Origin of the sequence: Metasolibacillus sp. (assembly GCF_025291715.1) — a bacterium.
Classification (GTDB): domain Bacteria; phylum Bacillota; class Bacilli; order Bacillales_A; family Planococcaceae; genus Metasolibacillus; species Metasolibacillus louembei.
In genome coordinates, this window is sequence record NZ_JAMBIZ010000001.1 from 268,006 (window position 1) to 284,100 (window position 16,095).

Sequence of the window (16,095 nt, forward strand, 5' to 3'; positions counted from 1 at the left end):
CATGGTAACCTAATATGGATACCATGCCTTATTTGTTATACTTTTTCCTATTGAGGTAATTATATAACCTATAAGTTATAATTTCAAGCCTTTTTTATATCTTTTTAGTTATATGTATTTCGAAATAGGGAAATATCATATACAATTAGTTATAAAGGTAACGATATGTAGAGGAAGTGGTTATTTAATATGAATGAAATGAGTGAAAAAATTCGCATTGCACTAATTAAAAAAGGGTGGACATTGACACAACTTGCAGCAGAGATGGAAGTATCCCAGCCAAACTTATCTAAAAAATTAAAACGAAATAATTTTAATGAAGAGGAATTAAGGCGTATTGCAGAATTATTAGATATGAAATATGAAGCATATTTTATAATGGAGGATGGAACGAAAATATAGCCAGATATTCATTTAATCGAACTTATTTATCTCGGAACTGAGGCTAATCCTTTCGCTGAGATTACTCCAGTCCAATATAAAGAGATTACAGGACAAGATTTTTAAATGGGGTCAAACAAGCTGATATTATTTTTATTTTCGTGAAACTTTTTCTGACTTTATTCGTAAAAAATGATAGTACAGAAAAGGGAGTTGGCATTTATAAAAATCACGTTAGACCATCAAATTCAGTTACAAGATTTTAGAGAGGGTTTTGTTAATATTTACAAGGATTTCGAATCTAATATAATTCCTCATAAAGGGGATTTCATTTCAGATACTTGTTTTAAAGACCCTTATGAGCATGAAGTAATTGACGTTGTCATTGATTATCAACAAAACGAATGTGGGGTAATGTTAAAACCTATAATAGTTGAGCACAACGAGAAAGAATTTCTTTTGCAATATGTAGAAATGGCAGAACTGCATGGCTGGTATTGTCCAACTAAAGAATGCCTATAAGTATTGTGAATTTGAAGGATACATCATAATGATGTGTCCTTTTTATGAGAGTAAAGATTAGGATGGTAACCACATAAGGTAGCACAATTTCGACAGGATGAAATAAATGAGTGAAGTTCGTCAAGAAATCGTAAGTCTTTTTACATTAGGTTTTGGTAGCTATCAATATGATTTCCATGCACTAGATCATTATGAGGACAATGGTGTATATCGTCAGGAGCTTGTCATTTACCTAAAATGAGTGCCAGGCACACACACAATTTCCATACAATTCACTAGGCGATGCCCCCTGTCATCAAGCAGGCTTTTGACATATGGTAAAGGTACAGAGGTTTTGCTTGAGGGGAGAGGGGTGTGTTGGCGCATTTAAGTGAAGTATTAGAGGAAATCCACTATTTTCAACAGCTCATTGCGCAATCACGAACGAAGCATTTTGATTATTTGCTATTAAAAATTGTTGGGACAGATACAATTCCAGTTGTGCTGTTGACAAAGCAAGGTACACCTTTGCGGATGACAGATTATGATACAGCCTTTACGACCTGCTATTTTCGAATTGAAAAAATAGCGTCAAAGCGGGGGCTTTTAACGGTTTCTTTTCTACGTCCTGTAATGATTGAAGGAGAGCTGGCAACATTGGAGAAGGTAAATAAACGAGCAACAATTCATATCGACACATTGTCAGGGGTACAGCTACTGTCAACTTCGTTGTTAAGTGCGAATGTCTTTATTGAGTCGAAGTGGTGAAAGGACTGAAGTCATGCAAGACGTGTTACAAGTATATTATGCTATAGATGATGAAATTCAAGCGCTACCAACGACCGTATTTTTACAGCACGATGAGGATGGTGAGCTGATAAGTGTTCACTTTGAAGTACAAGACTATCGCTCAGCGCCAACAAGCTGTTCGGAGCTAGCAGTGAAAAATTTGCAGAGGGCATTGCCATCAAATATGAAAATCACCGCTTGTCAAACATGTATGTTTGGCAATTTCAATCCTTATGGCGATATGGATAATGAAATTTTTTGTTTAAAGGGCTTTGTGGTGCGCAACAAGATGGAGGTTTGTGAAATCATACAGAAAGCAGAAACACATGAACGCAAGCGCACATTGCTAGCATTTTGTGCAGATTATAAGCCGATAGATAATAAAGCGTATTATACGTATAATGATTGGAATATCTGAAATAATTGTTGACAAAATAAATACAGTGCATATAATAAAGTCTAATATTAAAAAGCGTTGAAAAGAACGAGTAATTTTAATGGAACTGACAGAAAGTAGCCGGTTGTTGAGAGGCGCGGGGAAAATTAAAATGAATACATCTTGGAGCTGCGTACCGAAATTAGAGTAGGCTACGACGGGGTTGCATCCGTAATCCATGCAGGAGGTATCGCATTAAGCCGTACCGGTAGAGGAGAGCCTGTGTGAGCAGCTCTTGAAAAAAGGTGGTAACACGTTGATTATACGTCCTTTAGACATTGTGTCTAAGGGGCGTTTTTATTTTGATGAAAAAAAGGAGAGATTTAAATGTTTTTACAGCCAGCAGAGCAAATGAAAATGATTCAAAAAGGGGCGGATACGATTGTCGATATGGAGGAATTGCAGGCAAAGCTACAGCGCTCCTATGAGCAGCAAAAGCCATTAACTGTTAAATTAGGCTTAGATCCATCTGCGCCAGATATTCACTTAGGGCATGCGGTTGTGCTACGCAAAATTAAGCAGTTACAAGATTTAGGGCATCATGCAGTGATTGTCATTGGCGATTTTACAGGCAGAATTGGTGATCCAACTGGCAAGGCAAAGGGACGTGTCGCATTGAGTGATAAGGTCGTAAAAGAGAATGCTAAAACGTACTGTGAGCAAATTTTTAAAGTGCTGGATGCCACAAAAACGACAGTGCGCTTCAATAGTGAATGGCTATCGAAGCTGACATTTGAGGAGGTCATCAAATTAGCTGCTAGCACCTCGGTTGCGCGAATTTTAGAGCGTGATGATTTCCAAAAACGCTATAAAGCACAGGTGCCGATTGGCATCCATGAATTTTTCTACCCATTAATGCAGGCGTACGATTCGGTCGAGTTACAGGCAGATATTGAGCTAGGTGGCACAGACCAAACATTCAATGTTTTAATGGGGCGCACATTGCAAAAGCATGTAGGGCTTGAGAAGCAAATCGCCATTTTCATGCCGCTATTGGAGGGGCTTGATGGTCAGGAGAAAATGAGTAAAAGCTTAAATAATTACATCGGCATTAATGAAGCGCCTGAAAACATGTTTAAAAAGCTAATGGAAGTGCCAGACCAACTGATTATCAAATACTTTGAACTTGCAACAGATGAACATCCAACGATGATTGCGCAAATTAAACAGCGCTTAGCGGACGGAGAAAATCCGAGAGATATAAAAATTGAACTAGCAGAAATTATTGTAGCTTTATATCATCAAGAGGAGGCGACAGCTGTAGCAAAAGCTTATTTTGAAACAGCCTTTCAACAAAGAAAAATTCCTGCAAATATTCCGATATTGCAATTAGAAAATAATCACATAACTTTGAATGATGCTATACCAGCACTTGTTGCACTAGGGCTTGTAAAAAGTAAAAGTGAGCTTCAGCGATTAATTCAGCAAAATGGTGTTTTCTTGAATGAAAGCAAGCTGTCTCTAAAAGAGCTGGCGACAACGCTTGATACTGGAGATGTCCTTCAAATTGGTAAAAAACGCTTTTTAAAATTTATGAAGTAATGTGCAAACATTCCTTTGCCAAGCTACTCGTTGTTGGAGCGAGCACTTTATTTGCGACACAGGCACTATATGCATTGGCAATGAGTGCTGGGCTTGCACCAATTATGAGCATCCCAATGCCATTTATGACATATGGTTTAACACCAACTGTTACTAATGCCTTTCTGATCGGGCTCGTGCTTAGCGTTTATCGAAGAAAATCTTATATTTTTAGTGCATGAAGGGGTGAGAAATCGCCCCTTTTTCTGTTTTTTCAGCGTCTGCCCCAACCGTTTTCACTTTCCTTGAATTTAATAAATAGAGATAGTAGAAGGAGGGATCATGTTGACAACGATTGGGATGCTGCACCATCGCAAAGACCCGACAACGGTGTTGAAATCATATGCTTTTGCGGCGGTGGCGAAGGCAGAAGGTGTTGATTTTTTTTATTTCACACCGAAAAGCGTTAATTTTACGAAGAAAACCATTTTGGCACAAGTGTATGAAAACGGTACATGGCATGAAAAGGAGTGTCCGTTTCCAGATGTCATTTACAATGCAGGAAGTCCTGAGAAGCTAGCGGTATCAAAGGATATTATCGGTAAGCTACGCAAGGAAGTGCCATTTACAACAAATTCTATAGGGAATAAGTGGAATGTTGCAAAGCGTTTACTTGCCTATAAGGATTTTGCTAAATACATTATTCCAACAGAAATTATTCAAAAAGTGGATACCGTGCATCAATATTTAGTGAAGTATTCGACGGTTGCTTTTAAACCAATTGATGGGCGTAAAGGCAAGGGAATTTATTTTATTTCAAAAGAAGGCACGAGCTACTCCGTTAAACATAATAGTGAAACGACGAAATATACGAAGGGACAGCTTGATGCACTGTTAACAGAGCAATTAGCAACAGGTACATTTATTGTCCAGCCATATATTCGCTCTGTCACAAAATCAGGCTTAGTGTTCGATTTCCGTCTTCATGTACAAAAAAATGGAGAGGGCGAGTGGGTGGTGACAACGGTATATCCGCGCGTTGCCCCGGCAGGTAGTTTAGTGCCAAACATTAACAACGGTGGCTATACGAATTATTTAGAGCCATTTTTACAGCAGGAGTTTGCGGAGCAGGCCTTCGATTTAAAGCGTACATTGGAGCATTTTTCATTAGCGCTTGCGAAGCATTTGGACCATATTCAAATACAGGAGTTTGGCGAAATGATTGACGAAATCGGTGTCGATGTTGGCTTAGACCAAAATATGCGCTTATGGATTTATGAGGTCAACTGGCGCCCAGGCTGTCCGCCAACCTTTTACTTAGAGCTAGATGTTGTGAAAAATACAATTCGCTATGCGAAATATTTAGCAGAAAATAGACAGGTGTTAGCAAAGGCAAGGCAGACGAAGCGAGCGCACAAAGCGAAGCAAGAACAGGTACAGGAGCAGCAACATCAGCCTGCTGTGCAAGCACCAAGGGAGCGTCCACGCAATATGCCGATTATCGGAATTACAGGAAGTGCGGGGAAAACGACGACGAAAGCCTTTTTATCGTCGATTTTGCGCACGAAATGGTCGACCTTTGAGTCAAAGGATTATTGGAACACGACGGAGCATACGAAAAAGCATGCAGTGGAGCTAGCGAATGGCTATGAGGCAGCGGTGCTGGAGTACGGTATGGCATACAAAGGAGTTATTACAGAGCATTGTCGCATCATTCAGCCAACGATGAGTATTGTGACGAATGTCGGGCTTGCGCATGTTGGGAACTTTGATGGTGATGTAAGGCAGGTGGCATTAGCGAAATCAGAGCTCATTCAAGGGATGGATCAGCGCGGGGTGCTAGTCATTAATAAGGATGATGCCAATTCCAATTATTTAACGACAGCGCAATTTAAAGGCAAAATTTTAACAGTTGGTGTGCATTCAGACGCCGATTATAAGGCGTACAATATACGCTATAAAGAGGACGGCATGACATTCCAAATGAAGCTGCAAGGCAAGGATATAGCACTCTTTATTCCAATTTTAGGTGAGCACCATGTATACAATGCGTTGAGTGCCATTGCCGTTGCGGACTATTTAGGCTTTACACCACAGGAAATCAAGCAAGGGCTGCTGTTTAAAAAGCCTCCACGTCGTTTAACGCTTTATCATTGCAAACGTCATATTACGTTAATAGATGATACGGTGCACTCGCATCCACAGGGTGTTAAGGCAGCCATCGATGTGCTGTCAGCTATCGCCAAGCGTCGTAAAGTAGCAATTATCGGGCAAATGCGCGAGCTAGGTGATTTGCGAGAGGCAGAGTATCAAAAGGTTGGCGAATATATTGCAGAGCAGGACATTGATATTTTCATCACATATGGCTTCCGCACAGAGGAAATGAATGCAGCTGCGCAGGCGAAGGGCTTTAATCCAAAAAACATGTATCATTTTACAAACAAGGAGAAGCTGCATGAGCTGCTGCCGAAAATTTTGAAGCAAGGTGACACCATCCTTGTCAAAGGGGCAAGCAAAACGAACATGTTTGAAACCGTGAAATTTTTAGCGGACTTGTATGAGGGGAAATAGCTGATATATTTGAAATTTCGCTGATAAATTAAGGGAGTCGCAAATAAAATGGGAAAGTCGCAAATATCAGAGAGAAGTCGCAAATAAATTGAGGAAGTCGCAAATATCAGGGAAAAGTCGCAAATAAATCGAAGGAAGCCGCAAATAAATTGAAAATTTCGCTGATATTTGTGTGAAAGTCGCCGATAAATTAGCAAAAGCCGCTGATATCATCAACCAGCTCTGCAACAAACATCCCCAAATCAAAATGGCTATCGAGATGTCACATGCATCTGGATAGCCATTTCTTTATATTTTCAAATGAAAATGAATTTTTTTGGCGGCTGTGTAGGCATTGCGTTTTGCCTCGTGTTTGGAGTTACCTGTTGCGATGACGTATGCATAGCGGTGCCCCATCGAGAGTGGAGGGATGAGCAGTGTCCCTCTCCTTGGCTTAATATAAACTTCGACAACACCACGGCTATTTTTGGCTTTATTTCTCCCTGTTACTCTTTCTAATATGCCCTTGCGCTCAACGACTAAATACTTTGTATAAACAAAGCGCTGATGAAGCGGCTCGATATTTGGCTGTTCTCCTGTTAAAAGCTTTAATGTCTCCTTTACTAAATTAAAGCCAAAAGCTGCTTCTAGCATATGGTTCATAGCTCCACCTGAAATGCGTGGATTGATTTCGATAAGCTTCCAACCATTTTTAGTTAGGCGTAGCTCTAGATGCATCGCACCATTTTTCACACGGAAGGACTCAGTAATCGATGTAACGATGTTCTGCAAGCTATCCTGCATTTTTTCAGGGACGCGGGCAAGCACGGTATAGCCTGTAATAATAAAGCGTTTGCCTTGTGTAATATCCTGCTCAATGAGCGCAATAATATGAGGCTCCCCGTTATAAATAATCGTTTCAACTAAGTATTGTGGTCCATCAATGTATTCCTCAATCATAATCGTATCTTGTGGATATTTCTCTTGCAGTGAGGCAATATGCTCAGTAAGCTGCTTTTTATTTAAGGCGAAAAGGACATCCTTTGAGCCGGTTGATTTTGGGGATTTAACGATTAAAGGAAAGCTCATTTTCGGTAGCTCACGCATATCATTTGCGTGTAAAATAAAAAATTTTGGCGTGAACTCGAAATGCTGTAAGTGCTGCCTTGTTACCTCTTTATCCTCCATGCTAGCAATGGCATCAGACTGTGCATAGTTTTTGCAAAATTCATCGCATAGCTGGGAGGCGGTATGGACGTATGGGTCTGTAAAACTGACGATGCTAGTAATCGTCAGCTGTGTTTTTTGTAGGCTACGAATTGCTCTGCGCATCGCCTCCATATTCGTAATGTCGACAAATACCATTTTATGCACATCAACGTACTCTCTTCTTTGTTGAAATTGCTTTTCATTATTTGTAAAAAGAACCGTAAAATAGCCGAGGCCTTCTGCGGCTTTAATAGCTTCACGACTTGAGCCACTTTTATTTGTCCCAATAAAAACAATCGTCTTCACAACATCACTCCTATATACGAATTCTATCTTTCTATATGTATGAGCATAATAGGGCTTCATATAGTTGACTATCACGTGCAGCTTATAAAAATAAGAGAACATTCATCCAAATGCTTGCAATGTCTTTGCATATGCTACAAGCAGAAGGGGGGAGTGTATGAAGCCTATACCTGTTAGTGCTGTCGTAGAAATAGTCAGTGGAGAATTGATAAAAGGGTCCGCAGATCTTGTAATTGAGCATGGTGCGTACCGTTTGAAACAAATCAAGCATAAAAGGACGATTTTTTTTACAAATACGAAAATTGTCAATTGGCAAAGCGTAGCGGCATTTTTTCCGTTAGTTATTGTGACAGAATGGAGCTATCGTCTAAGGGAAATACCTGATGGTGTAACAGTTGTGAAAGTAGAAAATATGACAAATGCGTATTGGCAGTTTGTGGAATATTACCGCCGCCAATTTAACATTCCGATTGTTGCCATTACAGGAACGGCTGGAAAAACGACAACAAAGGATATGGTGAAGCATATATTGTCAAATGACTATGAGGTTGTTGCGACACATTTAAGCAATAATTCCCGAACGGAGCTTCTCCAAAATTTATTGCGCATTAGTGAAACGACAGAGGCGGCCGTTTTTGAAACGGCAGTTGGTGCTCCGGGAGATGTGCTAGGCGCAGGGCGTTATTTTCAGCCATCTATTGGTGTCATTACAAACATTGGCTCACATCACTTAAATTACTGTAAAACGCAGGAAGGATATATCGAGGCAAAGGCGGAAATGCTGCAAATCGTTGGCAAAGGCACGCTCATTATTAATGCGGATGATGCTAATACAAAAAAAATAAATCTTCGCGCGTTTCAAGGGAAAATTATTCGCTTTGGCAAGCATAACGCGGATTTTTTAGTAAGTAGCATTACGTATACGGAGCGTGGCATGCGCTTTATTTTGCATCATCAAAATAAGCAATATGTCGTGAAAATACCTGGCTATGGGGAGCACCAAGTATACAATGCTTTAGCAGCACTTGCGGTTGTACATGAAATTGGCATGCCATTGCACAAGGCCATTGCACAGCTTGCGACATTCCGCAAGTTAAATAAGCAGCTGCAAATTTTAAAAGGGATTAATGGCTCGATGCTTATCGATGATACGTGGAGCATTACAACGACCTCGCTGGATGCAGCATTACACGTATTAAATAAGCTTGGGCAAGGCAAAAAGAAAATTGCGGTCATTGGCACGATTACTGATTTAGGGTCATGGGGCTATAGCATTCATAAGCAAGCGGGTGAGATTATTTACAAGCATGGGGTGGATGTGCTCATTACCATCGGCGAGCATGCCAGCATCATGGCTTCAAAGGCGCAGCAATTAGGGCTTGAGGCCGATATTTACAGCTTTAAAAATAATATGTTAGCACGCAGCCTTTTGAAAAAAATTGTTGATAGCAATACGATCATTTTAATTAAAGGGGATATGTATAGCGAGGCAATCCATGAATTAGCCGCGCAATTGCGTCGAGGGGAGGAGCTAGCTTGATTGCATTGTCTGTCAAAGACCTCCAAGCATTGTTAGGCGGTCAAGTTTTACAAGGCGCAACGAACTTTTCAGTGAAGCAGGCGCTGCATTATACACAGTTAGATAGCGTGAAGCGTTATGCGTTGATTTTCCTTCGTAAAAGTGAAAGCGTCGATTGGAAAAGGCTGGAGCAGCACACGCCGTTGTTAATTGTATCAGATAAAGCGGAGGAGGAGCTACGCAAGGCTCCTGCTTCTATTACGGTTTTACAAGTAAAAAATATGCATGGCGCATTTTGGCAATTTGTCGACTACTACCGCACACTTTTTACGATTCCAGTCGTAGCATTAACAGGCACGTGCGGGAAGACAACAACGAAGGAAATGCTCCGTCATATTTTACTTGGCGATTGGCAAGTGCAGGCAACGGTTAGTAGCATTAACGAGCCGAGGCAATCGCTCAATTACTTAACGATGGTTGATAAGCAAACAAAGGCAGCCATTTTCGAATTAGGCTTAGGCAATTTAGGCAATATTAAGCATCAATGCTTAATTTATAAGCCAACTATCGGCATTATTACGAATATTGGTGTCCATCATTTAGATGGCTGTAAAAGCTTAGAGGGCTATATTCAGGCCAAGGCAGAAATCGTAGAGGGCATCGCACAAAATGGCACATTAATTATGAATGCAGACGATGCTAACAGCAAAAAAATTTCATTAGCTGCCTTTAAAGGAAAGGTCATGACATTTAGCGTGAAGCAAAACGCCGATTTCAAAGCGAGCAACGTACGCTACGGAGAGGGCGGAATGCGCTTCACTTTAAATAAAGGAAAGGAGCGCTATGATTGCTTCGTGCCAGGCTACGGAGAGCATCAAGTCTATAATGCGTTAGCAGCGCTTGCTGCTACGACAGAAATGGGCTTCCCACTGCGCAAAGCGATTGCTAAGCTGCGCACCTTTAAAAATATGGAGCGCCATTTACAGTTTTCTAAAGGGCTAGCAGGCAGCACGATTATTGACGATACGTGGACCAATAACCCAACCTCGATTGAAGCGGCGTTGAAGGTGCTAGCAGCAGTCGGCAAAGATAAAAAGCGCATCGTTATTTTAGGGGATATTAAAAGGCTTGGCAGCTATGAGCGGCAATATCATCGTGAAATCGGCTCGCTACTTGCGAAACAACCTGTTGATACATTAATTACAATTGGACAACGTGCGAAGGATATTGCACTTCAAGCGAAGGCAGATGGCATCACTGCTGACGTGCATAGCTTTGCAGATGTCAAAGGTGTGATGGCTTTGCTGCAAAAAATCGTTACGAAAAATTCATTAATTTTAATTAAAGGGCCAATGTCCAGCAGGTCGATGATTGATTTTGCAAATGAATTGAAGGGGGATTTAAAGTAGTGATTCGCCCGATTAAGCACTGAATTCGCCCGCAAAATAAGCGTGCCTGATTTTTCAGGCACGCCCTCTTTTATTTCGTAATGCGCTTCGCTGTAATATAGCGATCTTTATAATAGTCTACTAGCAACAAACGCGTAATGACGCCATCCTTTGTTGGTAAAATAATGCGGTGCTCACCTGCATAAATACCAACTAATGAAGGGTTTTTAGAGCCCTTTGCACTGCTGAAAAAGACGAGATCCCCTTTTTGTAAATTGTTGCGGGCAACGGTTGTCCCAAGCTTCATTTGCTCCGATAATACGGTTGTATTGATTTTCACACCGCTTTGACTTAGTACATATTGTACGTAGCCACCAGCCGTAAAGCGCTTTTGTGCAGCTACATTGGCAGTGCCGATGCGTGCGCTATTTTTATATAGCAACGCCTTATCAACAATTTTTTCACCTGTCGAAGCGGGGTTAGCAGTCATTAATGATGGCAACACGCGACGAGCAGCATAGTAATTATCTTTATAATACGGCTTGCTATTCATATCTGAAATGACGATATTTTGCTTTGTATCCGCCATATGCAAAAGCTTATTATTGCCAATGTAAATGCCTACATGGTCAGGGTCTGTCCCTGTTTTTTTACTTTTGAAAAAGACTAAATCGCCTTTTTGTAATTGGCTTCTTGATACGGCTTTCCCTTGCTTAAGCATATAATCTTCGTTATACGTACCTAAGTCAACACCATTTTTCTCAAAAATATACATTAAAAATGAAGCACAGGAGAATTTATAAGGTGCTGTTGGCTTATATTGCGTATTGCTATATGTGGCTTTCCCTATTAAGCTTTTTCCTGTCGCAATAATTTGATCTGCCTTTTGATTGACTGCTTGTTGGCTGACAGTGGCAGCGGCTACCTCCGTTGTTTGCAAAGCACTAGGCAGTATTGGTAGTGAGCTACAGCTAATCGTTAATGCTAATGTCGCTGTTAGTATTTGTTTTTTCATCATGATCCCTCCTGATTTCAAGCTCGTCCCGATTGTAGCACGCATAAATTGTGTATTTGGGAGGTAAGTTTATCCAATCGGGAATGTAACAATTTGAAACCGTTATAGGTCAAGGGGGGAGGACAGCAATTTACAGTTGTGTAACAAATGTAACAAAAAAGCTGATAAAAAGGCGTTTTATAAATGATTTATGAAATTTCAGTTAATTTATTATTAGGAAAATGGTAATATAAATACTTACTAGATGAGGTGATGAATGTATGCTAACGATTTTTGGAGGGATTGGGCTGTTCCTGCTTGGCATGTCGATGCTTACGAACGGACTGAAGGAAATTGCAGGAGAAGCGCTAAAGCGTTGGCTCAATAAGTTTACGAGAGGAACGTTTAGCTCCATGCTGTCAGGAATTTTTATGACCATCTTAGTGCAGTCCTCAACAGCAACGACCTTGTTAACAATCGGCTTTGTCAGCGCAGGCTTGCTAACATTTATTCAGTCCATCGGTGTCATTATTGGTGCAAATATTGGGAGTACATCAACAGGGTGGATTATTTCATTAATTGGCTTTAAAATTAGCCTGCAAGCAATGGCATTGCCGATTATTGGCGTTGGTGTCTTTATGTCGTTTATCGCACCGCGCGATATTAAAAAATTCGGTGGTGTCTTGGCAGGCTTCGGCTTGCTATTTTTAGGAATTGATATGCTACAACAAGGAATGGGCGATGCGCAAAATTTAATTGCCTTCGATAAAATTCCTGCTAATTCATTTATGTCGATTATCCTACTTATTCTCATTGGCGTCATTATGACGATTATTATGCAAGCATCAAGCGCAGCCATGGCAGCGACATTAGCGGCTTTATTTACAGGCGCAATTGATTTTGAACAGGCTGCTTATTTAGTCATTGGGCAAAATATCGGCACAACAGCAACGGCATTGTTTGCAGCAATTGGTGCATCGGTAGCGGCAAAGCGTACTGCGATGACCCATTTATTGTTTAATGTAGTGACCGCGATCATTGTGACCGCGACATTCCCGTACTTTTTACAATTAGTGCGTTTGCTGACAGAAGCGACAACAGGACACTTTGATGAAACGATGGCATTAGCTATTTTCCATACGTTATTCAGCGTGCTCGGTGCGATTATTTTCATGCCATTTATTCAACAGTTCGCAAAGCTTTTAATGAAAATTGTACCAGAGCGTGAAAATGCTTTAACACGCAATTTAGATAAAAAGCTTTTAGAAGTACCTTCTGTTGCACTGGATGTTTCGTTTAAAACGATTCGCGATATTTTAATCGTCTTAACAACGGCACAAAGCGCCTTAATGGTGACGAAAAAATTCACAGCAGACTATGAGCGCAAAATGGATGAAGTCGAAGAGGCCATTCAAATTACAAATGATTTTTTAAATGCCATTCAATCTACATCTAAAAGAGAACGCAATAAGCATATCGCCATTTTACATACACAGGACCATCTTGTTCGCTTAGTCAAGGTGCTACGTGAAGAGCAGCAGCTAGAGGCGCTCGTATTGCAGCCACAATTAATGACAGAGTGGCAGGAAATATTAGCAGATGTACAGCAATATTTGACTGGGGAGCAGCCAATCAGCGATATTGCCCAAATACTAGAGGGGCATTCACGCATGATGGCAGAGGCGCGCCGCAATAAGCGTAACGAATATTTCGAGCGCTCTGTTGCGAACGAAACGGAGCTAGGTGTAGCTGTTTCGAAGGTAGGGGCACTGCTTTGGATTGATCGCCTCGTCTATCATTATTGGCGTTCAACCGCACGAATGGCGGAATTCCAGCAGCTTGATGAGGAAAAGCGCATTTGAGCCAATGAAAAGAGGTGTCTGTAAGTCGACTTACAGACACCTCTTTAGCATGTGCTATAGCTTAAAGTGATTAATAACTGCTTGTAATTGCTCTGCTAAGTTTGTTAATGATTCCGTTGCTGCTGAAATTTCCTCTGTTGAGCCAAGCTGTATTTCAGTTGAACGATTGCTGCTTTCAGCATTCGTCAATGCGAGCTGGGCTAAGCGCTGAATTTCAGTTGTATGTTCTAAAATGCTTGTACTAATTTGAGATATCGCATGAATCGACTCATCAATATCTGAAGAATTGTGACGCACCGTTGTAACCATTTGAGCTAATTCATTAAAGACAAGCGTCACTTGCTCTGATTTTGCAAGTCCATCATTGACGCGGTTTGTTTCCTCATGAATCGAAGTAATAACGGTTTGAATGTCGCCTTGAATTTCTGAAACCATCATTTGAATTTTCTCAGCAGAAAGGCGTGATTCCTCCGCAAGATGGCGCACTTCATCCGCAACAACTGCAAAGCCCTTTCCAGCTTCTCCTGCACGTGCAGCTTCGATAGCAGCGTTCAATGCCAATAAATTCGTTTGGTCGGCGATGCTTGTAATGATATTAATAATATCGCCAATCTCCTGCGATTTTTTGTCCAGACTGTTAACGGATGTTTCCGTTATTTGTGAAGATTCCGCAATGGAATGAATTTGCTCATTGACGGCTTTCACTGCATGTGAACCGATTTCTGTTTGCTGTAATGTCGCTTGGGATAATTGACCAAGCTGTGTTACTCTTTCGGCAATTGATTGCACATTATGATTCATATCTGCAAAGGAATTGGCGATGTCAGTTAAATTTGTTAATTGTGTTGTTGCATTTTCAACAGAGCTTTGCGCAAGCTCTGCAATCGATTCAGCAGCCCCCATCGTTTCATTTGTTGTAGCGGACAGCTCCTCTGCACTTGCAGATACTTGCTGGCTAGAGTCTGTCGCTTCGCTAACCACACGTGTTATAGCTAATTGCATTTCGTTTAAGCCAGCAGCAAGTGTGGTGATTTCATCCGCTCCTTTTATTTGTAGCGGTGCTGCTGTTAAATCACCTTGTGCGATTAACGCAGCACGATCGACAGCAAGCGTTAGGCGCTGAATCATTTGGCGACTGAACATATAGGAAATAACGAGTGCAACAATCGTTGTCACGATAATTAAAATAATGCTTACTGTTAAAATATGCTGATAAACATCCTCTGTGCTTTGCTGTACTTGCTGTAGCTCTACTGTATGGCTAACGAGTGCCTCATCAAATGCAGCTTTAGCATCCTCAAAAAGCGGCTTTCCAAGCTTTAAGCCTTCCTCTGCCTCAGCCCAACGACTGCTTTGAATGAGCTGATGATTTGTGCGCACACGTTCATCAAATAGCAGCCACTTTTCTTTAAATTGATTAAAATCCTGTTGGAGCTGCTCTGTTAAAATAGTCTTGTCAAAAGCGGTCTGTAGCGCTTGAATTTCATCTAAATCTGCAAGGGCAAATGCAGTTGCCTCTTTATTTTGAAAAGCAAGCGCTGTTAGCATTTGAACACGCGTATTTTCCGTTAAATTAGCAATTTCGATTAATTCAATAGACGGCTCTACACCGTTTGTATAAAGCGTTTGACTACTGTCCTTTAATTTTGAAGACTGTGTCATAGAGTAAATGCTGAGCGCAACAAATAACAGAATGACAATGGAAAATGATAGAAGAACTTTCCAAAATAATTTCATAAGTACGATACTTCCTTTCTAATTTCTAATATGGGAAAAACTATGTATTTATTGTTTAATTATAGCAATTAACAGAGGTGAAACCTATCTTTTTCTTTTGTAGTGAGCCAAAATCATTATATCGGAGGCTTTATTCATGATTTGGCTGAATCATGGTAAAATAAGAAGCATCATAGATGGAAAAGGGGATAGATGTGTGAATATACGCATTGAATGGTTATATAAGGCGAAAAATGGAGCAGAAACGCTATTTCATTCAGCGCTATTACCAGCAGCGCAAGTGCTGATGCTTGTGGAGGATGTCATGCAGACAGGGCGAGTGAAAAATATTGTGTTAACAGATGCATATGACAGCACATGGACGTTAAAGGAGCTAAAAAAATATGTGCAAGAAGTCGCCTCTGAGCCGCAAAATATCACGATTTACTTTGACGGAGGCTTTCAGCAAAATACAAAAACAGCGGGCCTAGGCTATGTTGTTTATTTTGAGCAAGATGGCAAAGCTTATCGCATGCGTAAAAATGCCTTTGTAGAAGGACTGATATCCAATAACGAGGCAGAATATGCAGCACTGCATTTAAGTATTCGCGAGCTAGAGGAGCTAAACGTACATCATGCAACCGTGCATTTTAAAGGTGACTCACAAGTTGTCATCCGACAAATGGCAGGGGATTGGCCAGCCTATGAAAAGGAATTAGCGGCATGGGCAAATAAAATTGACAAAAGGCTAGAAAAGCTGCATATTACACCGATGTATGAGCACGTCTCAAGAAAGCAAAATGAAGAGGCAGATAGACTAGCAACACAAGCCTTAAATGGCGTTACTATTGATGGGCGGAAGGAGCTGCAATAAAAAATCAATAGTGAAAATAGTCGAAATAATGCTAAACTAATGATATCTA

15 protein-coding genes and 1 other annotated feature are annotated in these 16,095 nt (G+C 40.8%); of the genes, 12 read left to right on the plus strand and 3 right to left on the minus strand.

The window, feature by feature from the left end:
* Positions 1-189: 189 nt before the first annotated feature.
* From M3Z76_RS01480 to M3Z76_RS01515, 8 genes are all read left to right on the plus strand, one after another.
* The gene (locus tag M3Z76_RS01480) at positions 190-402 is read left to right on the plus strand and encodes a helix-turn-helix domain-containing protein (RefSeq protein ID WP_293919829.1); all 213 of its coding nucleotides are present in this window, start codon (positions 190-192) and stop codon (positions 400-402) included.
* Between the two features lie 192 nt (positions 403-594).
* Positions 595-903: a hypothetical protein gene (locus M3Z76_RS01485; protein ID WP_293919827.1), complete on the plus strand. Its 309-nt coding sequence runs from the start codon at positions 595-597 to the stop codon at positions 901-903.
* 106 nt (positions 904-1,009) lie between these two features.
* A complete protein-coding gene (locus tag M3Z76_RS01490; RefSeq protein ID WP_293919825.1) occupies positions 1,010-1,144 on the plus strand; it encodes a hypothetical protein in 135 nt (44 codons plus the stop codon).
* 116 nt (positions 1,145-1,260) lie between these two features.
* Positions 1,261-1,650: a CotY/CotZ family spore coat protein gene (locus M3Z76_RS01495; RefSeq protein ID WP_293919823.1), complete on the plus strand. Its 390-nt coding sequence runs from the start codon at positions 1,261-1,263 to the stop codon at positions 1,648-1,650.
* A gap of 13 nt (positions 1,651-1,663) precedes the next feature.
* Positions 1,664-2,089: a hypothetical protein gene (locus tag M3Z76_RS01500; protein ID WP_293919822.1), complete on the plus strand. Its 426-nt coding sequence runs from the start codon at positions 1,664-1,666 to the stop codon at positions 2,087-2,089.
* Between the two features lie 48 nt (positions 2,090-2,137).
* Positions 2,138-2,382, plus strand: a binding site (T-box leader).
* 52 nt (positions 2,383-2,434) lie between these two features.
* Positions 2,435-3,649: a tyrosine--tRNA ligase gene (tyrS, locus tag M3Z76_RS01505; RefSeq protein ID WP_293919820.1), complete on the plus strand. Its 1,215-nt coding sequence runs from the start codon at positions 2,435-2,437 to the stop codon at positions 3,647-3,649.
* Entirely contained in the window at positions 3,649-3,870 is a 222-nt protein-coding gene (locus M3Z76_RS01510; RefSeq protein WP_293919818.1) for an FtsW/RodA/SpoVE family cell cycle protein, read from the plus strand. Before tyrS ends, M3Z76_RS01510 begins: the two co-directional genes overlap by 1 nt.
* Before the next feature lie 100 nt (positions 3,871-3,970).
* Entirely contained in the window at positions 3,971-6,199 is a 2,229-nt protein-coding gene (locus tag M3Z76_RS01515; protein ID WP_293919815.1) for a YheC/YheD family protein, read from the plus strand.
* 288 nt (positions 6,200-6,487) lie between these two features.
* Here the strand turns inward: M3Z76_RS01515 and M3Z76_RS01520 are convergent, their stop codons facing one another.
* Positions 6,488-7,693 carry an ATP-grasp domain-containing protein gene (locus M3Z76_RS01520; protein ID WP_293919813.1) on the minus strand — a complete coding sequence of 402 codons (1,206 nt, stop codon included), beginning with the start codon at positions 7,691-7,693 and terminating at the stop codon, positions 6,488-6,490.
* Between the two features lie 157 nt (positions 7,694-7,850).
* Here M3Z76_RS01520 and M3Z76_RS01525 point away from each other — a divergent pair, with 157 nt between their 5' ends.
* Both M3Z76_RS01525 and M3Z76_RS01530 read left to right on the plus strand, forming a co-directional pair.
* Positions 7,851-9,233 (plus strand): Mur ligase family protein, encoded by a 1,383-nt coding sequence (locus M3Z76_RS01525; protein WP_293919810.1) that lies wholly within the window; start codon positions 7,851-7,853, stop codon positions 9,231-9,233.
* Positions 9,230-10,621: a Mur ligase family protein gene (locus tag M3Z76_RS01530; protein WP_293919808.1), complete on the plus strand. Its 1,392-nt coding sequence runs from the start codon at positions 9,230-9,232 to the stop codon at positions 10,619-10,621. Before M3Z76_RS01525 ends, M3Z76_RS01530 begins: the two co-directional genes overlap by 4 nt.
* Before the next feature lie 70 nt (positions 10,622-10,691).
* Here M3Z76_RS01530 and M3Z76_RS01535 read toward each other — a convergent pair whose 3' ends face one another.
* Entirely contained in the window at positions 10,692-11,618 is a 927-nt protein-coding gene (locus M3Z76_RS01535) for an NlpC/P60 family protein (RefSeq protein ID WP_293919806.1), read from the minus strand.
* A 257-nt stretch (positions 11,619-11,875) separates the two neighbouring features.
* Between M3Z76_RS01535 and M3Z76_RS01540 the strand changes: the two genes are divergently transcribed.
* Positions 11,876-13,456: a Na/Pi cotransporter family protein gene (locus tag M3Z76_RS01540; RefSeq protein WP_293919803.1), complete on the plus strand. Its 1,581-nt coding sequence runs from the start codon at positions 11,876-11,878 to the stop codon at positions 13,454-13,456.
* Positions 13,457-13,510: 54 nt separating this feature from the next.
* Here M3Z76_RS01540 and M3Z76_RS01545 read toward each other — a convergent pair whose 3' ends face one another.
* Positions 13,511-15,193 carry a methyl-accepting chemotaxis protein gene (locus M3Z76_RS01545; RefSeq protein ID WP_293919800.1) on the minus strand — a complete coding sequence of 561 codons (1,683 nt, stop codon included), beginning with the start codon at positions 15,191-15,193 and terminating at the stop codon, positions 13,511-13,513.
* A 136-nt stretch (positions 15,194-15,329) separates the two neighbouring features.
* Here M3Z76_RS01545 and M3Z76_RS01550 point away from each other — a divergent pair, with 136 nt between their 5' ends.
* Complete coding sequence (locus M3Z76_RS01550; RefSeq protein WP_363319814.1) at positions 15,330-16,046, plus strand: reverse transcriptase-like protein; 717 nt, start codon at positions 15,330-15,332, stop codon at positions 16,044-16,046.
* Positions 16,047-16,095 lie beyond the last annotated feature (49 nt).

Bases quoted from the DNA above. Each gene is read 5' to 3' on its own strand.
- M3Z76_RS01515 (WP_293919815.1), top strand. From the start codon at position 3,971: ATGTTGACAACGATTGGGATGCTGCACCATCGCAAAGACCCGACAACG.
- tyrS (WP_293919820.1), top strand. From the start codon at position 2,435: ATGTTTTTACAGCCAGCAGAGCAAATGAAAATGATTCAAAAAGGGGCG.
- M3Z76_RS01540 (WP_293919803.1), top strand. From the start codon at position 11,876: ATGCTAACGATTTTTGGAGGGATTGGGCTGTTCCTGCTTGGCATGTCG.
- M3Z76_RS01510 (WP_293919818.1), top strand. From the start codon at position 3,649: ATGTGCAAACATTCCTTTGCCAAGCTACTCGTTGTTGGAGCGAGCACT.
- M3Z76_RS01490 (WP_293919825.1), top strand. From the start codon at position 1,010: ATGAGTGAAGTTCGTCAAGAAATCGTAAGTCTTTTTACATTAGGTTTT.
- M3Z76_RS01550 (WP_363319814.1), top strand. From the start codon at position 15,330: ATGATTTGGCTGAATCATGGTAAAATAAGAAGCATCATAGATGGAAAA.
- M3Z76_RS01500 (WP_293919822.1), top strand. From the start codon at position 1,664: ATGCAAGACGTGTTACAAGTATATTATGCTATAGATGATGAAATTCAA.
- M3Z76_RS01545 (WP_293919800.1), bottom strand. From the start codon at position 15,193: ATGAAATTATTTTGGAAAGTTCTTCTATCATTTTCCATTGTCATTCTG.
- M3Z76_RS01535 (WP_293919806.1), bottom strand. From the start codon at position 11,618: ATGATGAAAAAACAAATACTAACAGCGACATTAGCATTAACGATTAGC.
- M3Z76_RS01525 (WP_293919810.1), top strand. From the start codon at position 7,851: ATGAAGCCTATACCTGTTAGTGCTGTCGTAGAAATAGTCAGTGGAGAA.
- M3Z76_RS01480 (WP_293919829.1), top strand. From the start codon at position 190: ATGAATGAAATGAGTGAAAAAATTCGCATTGCACTAATTAAAAAAGGG.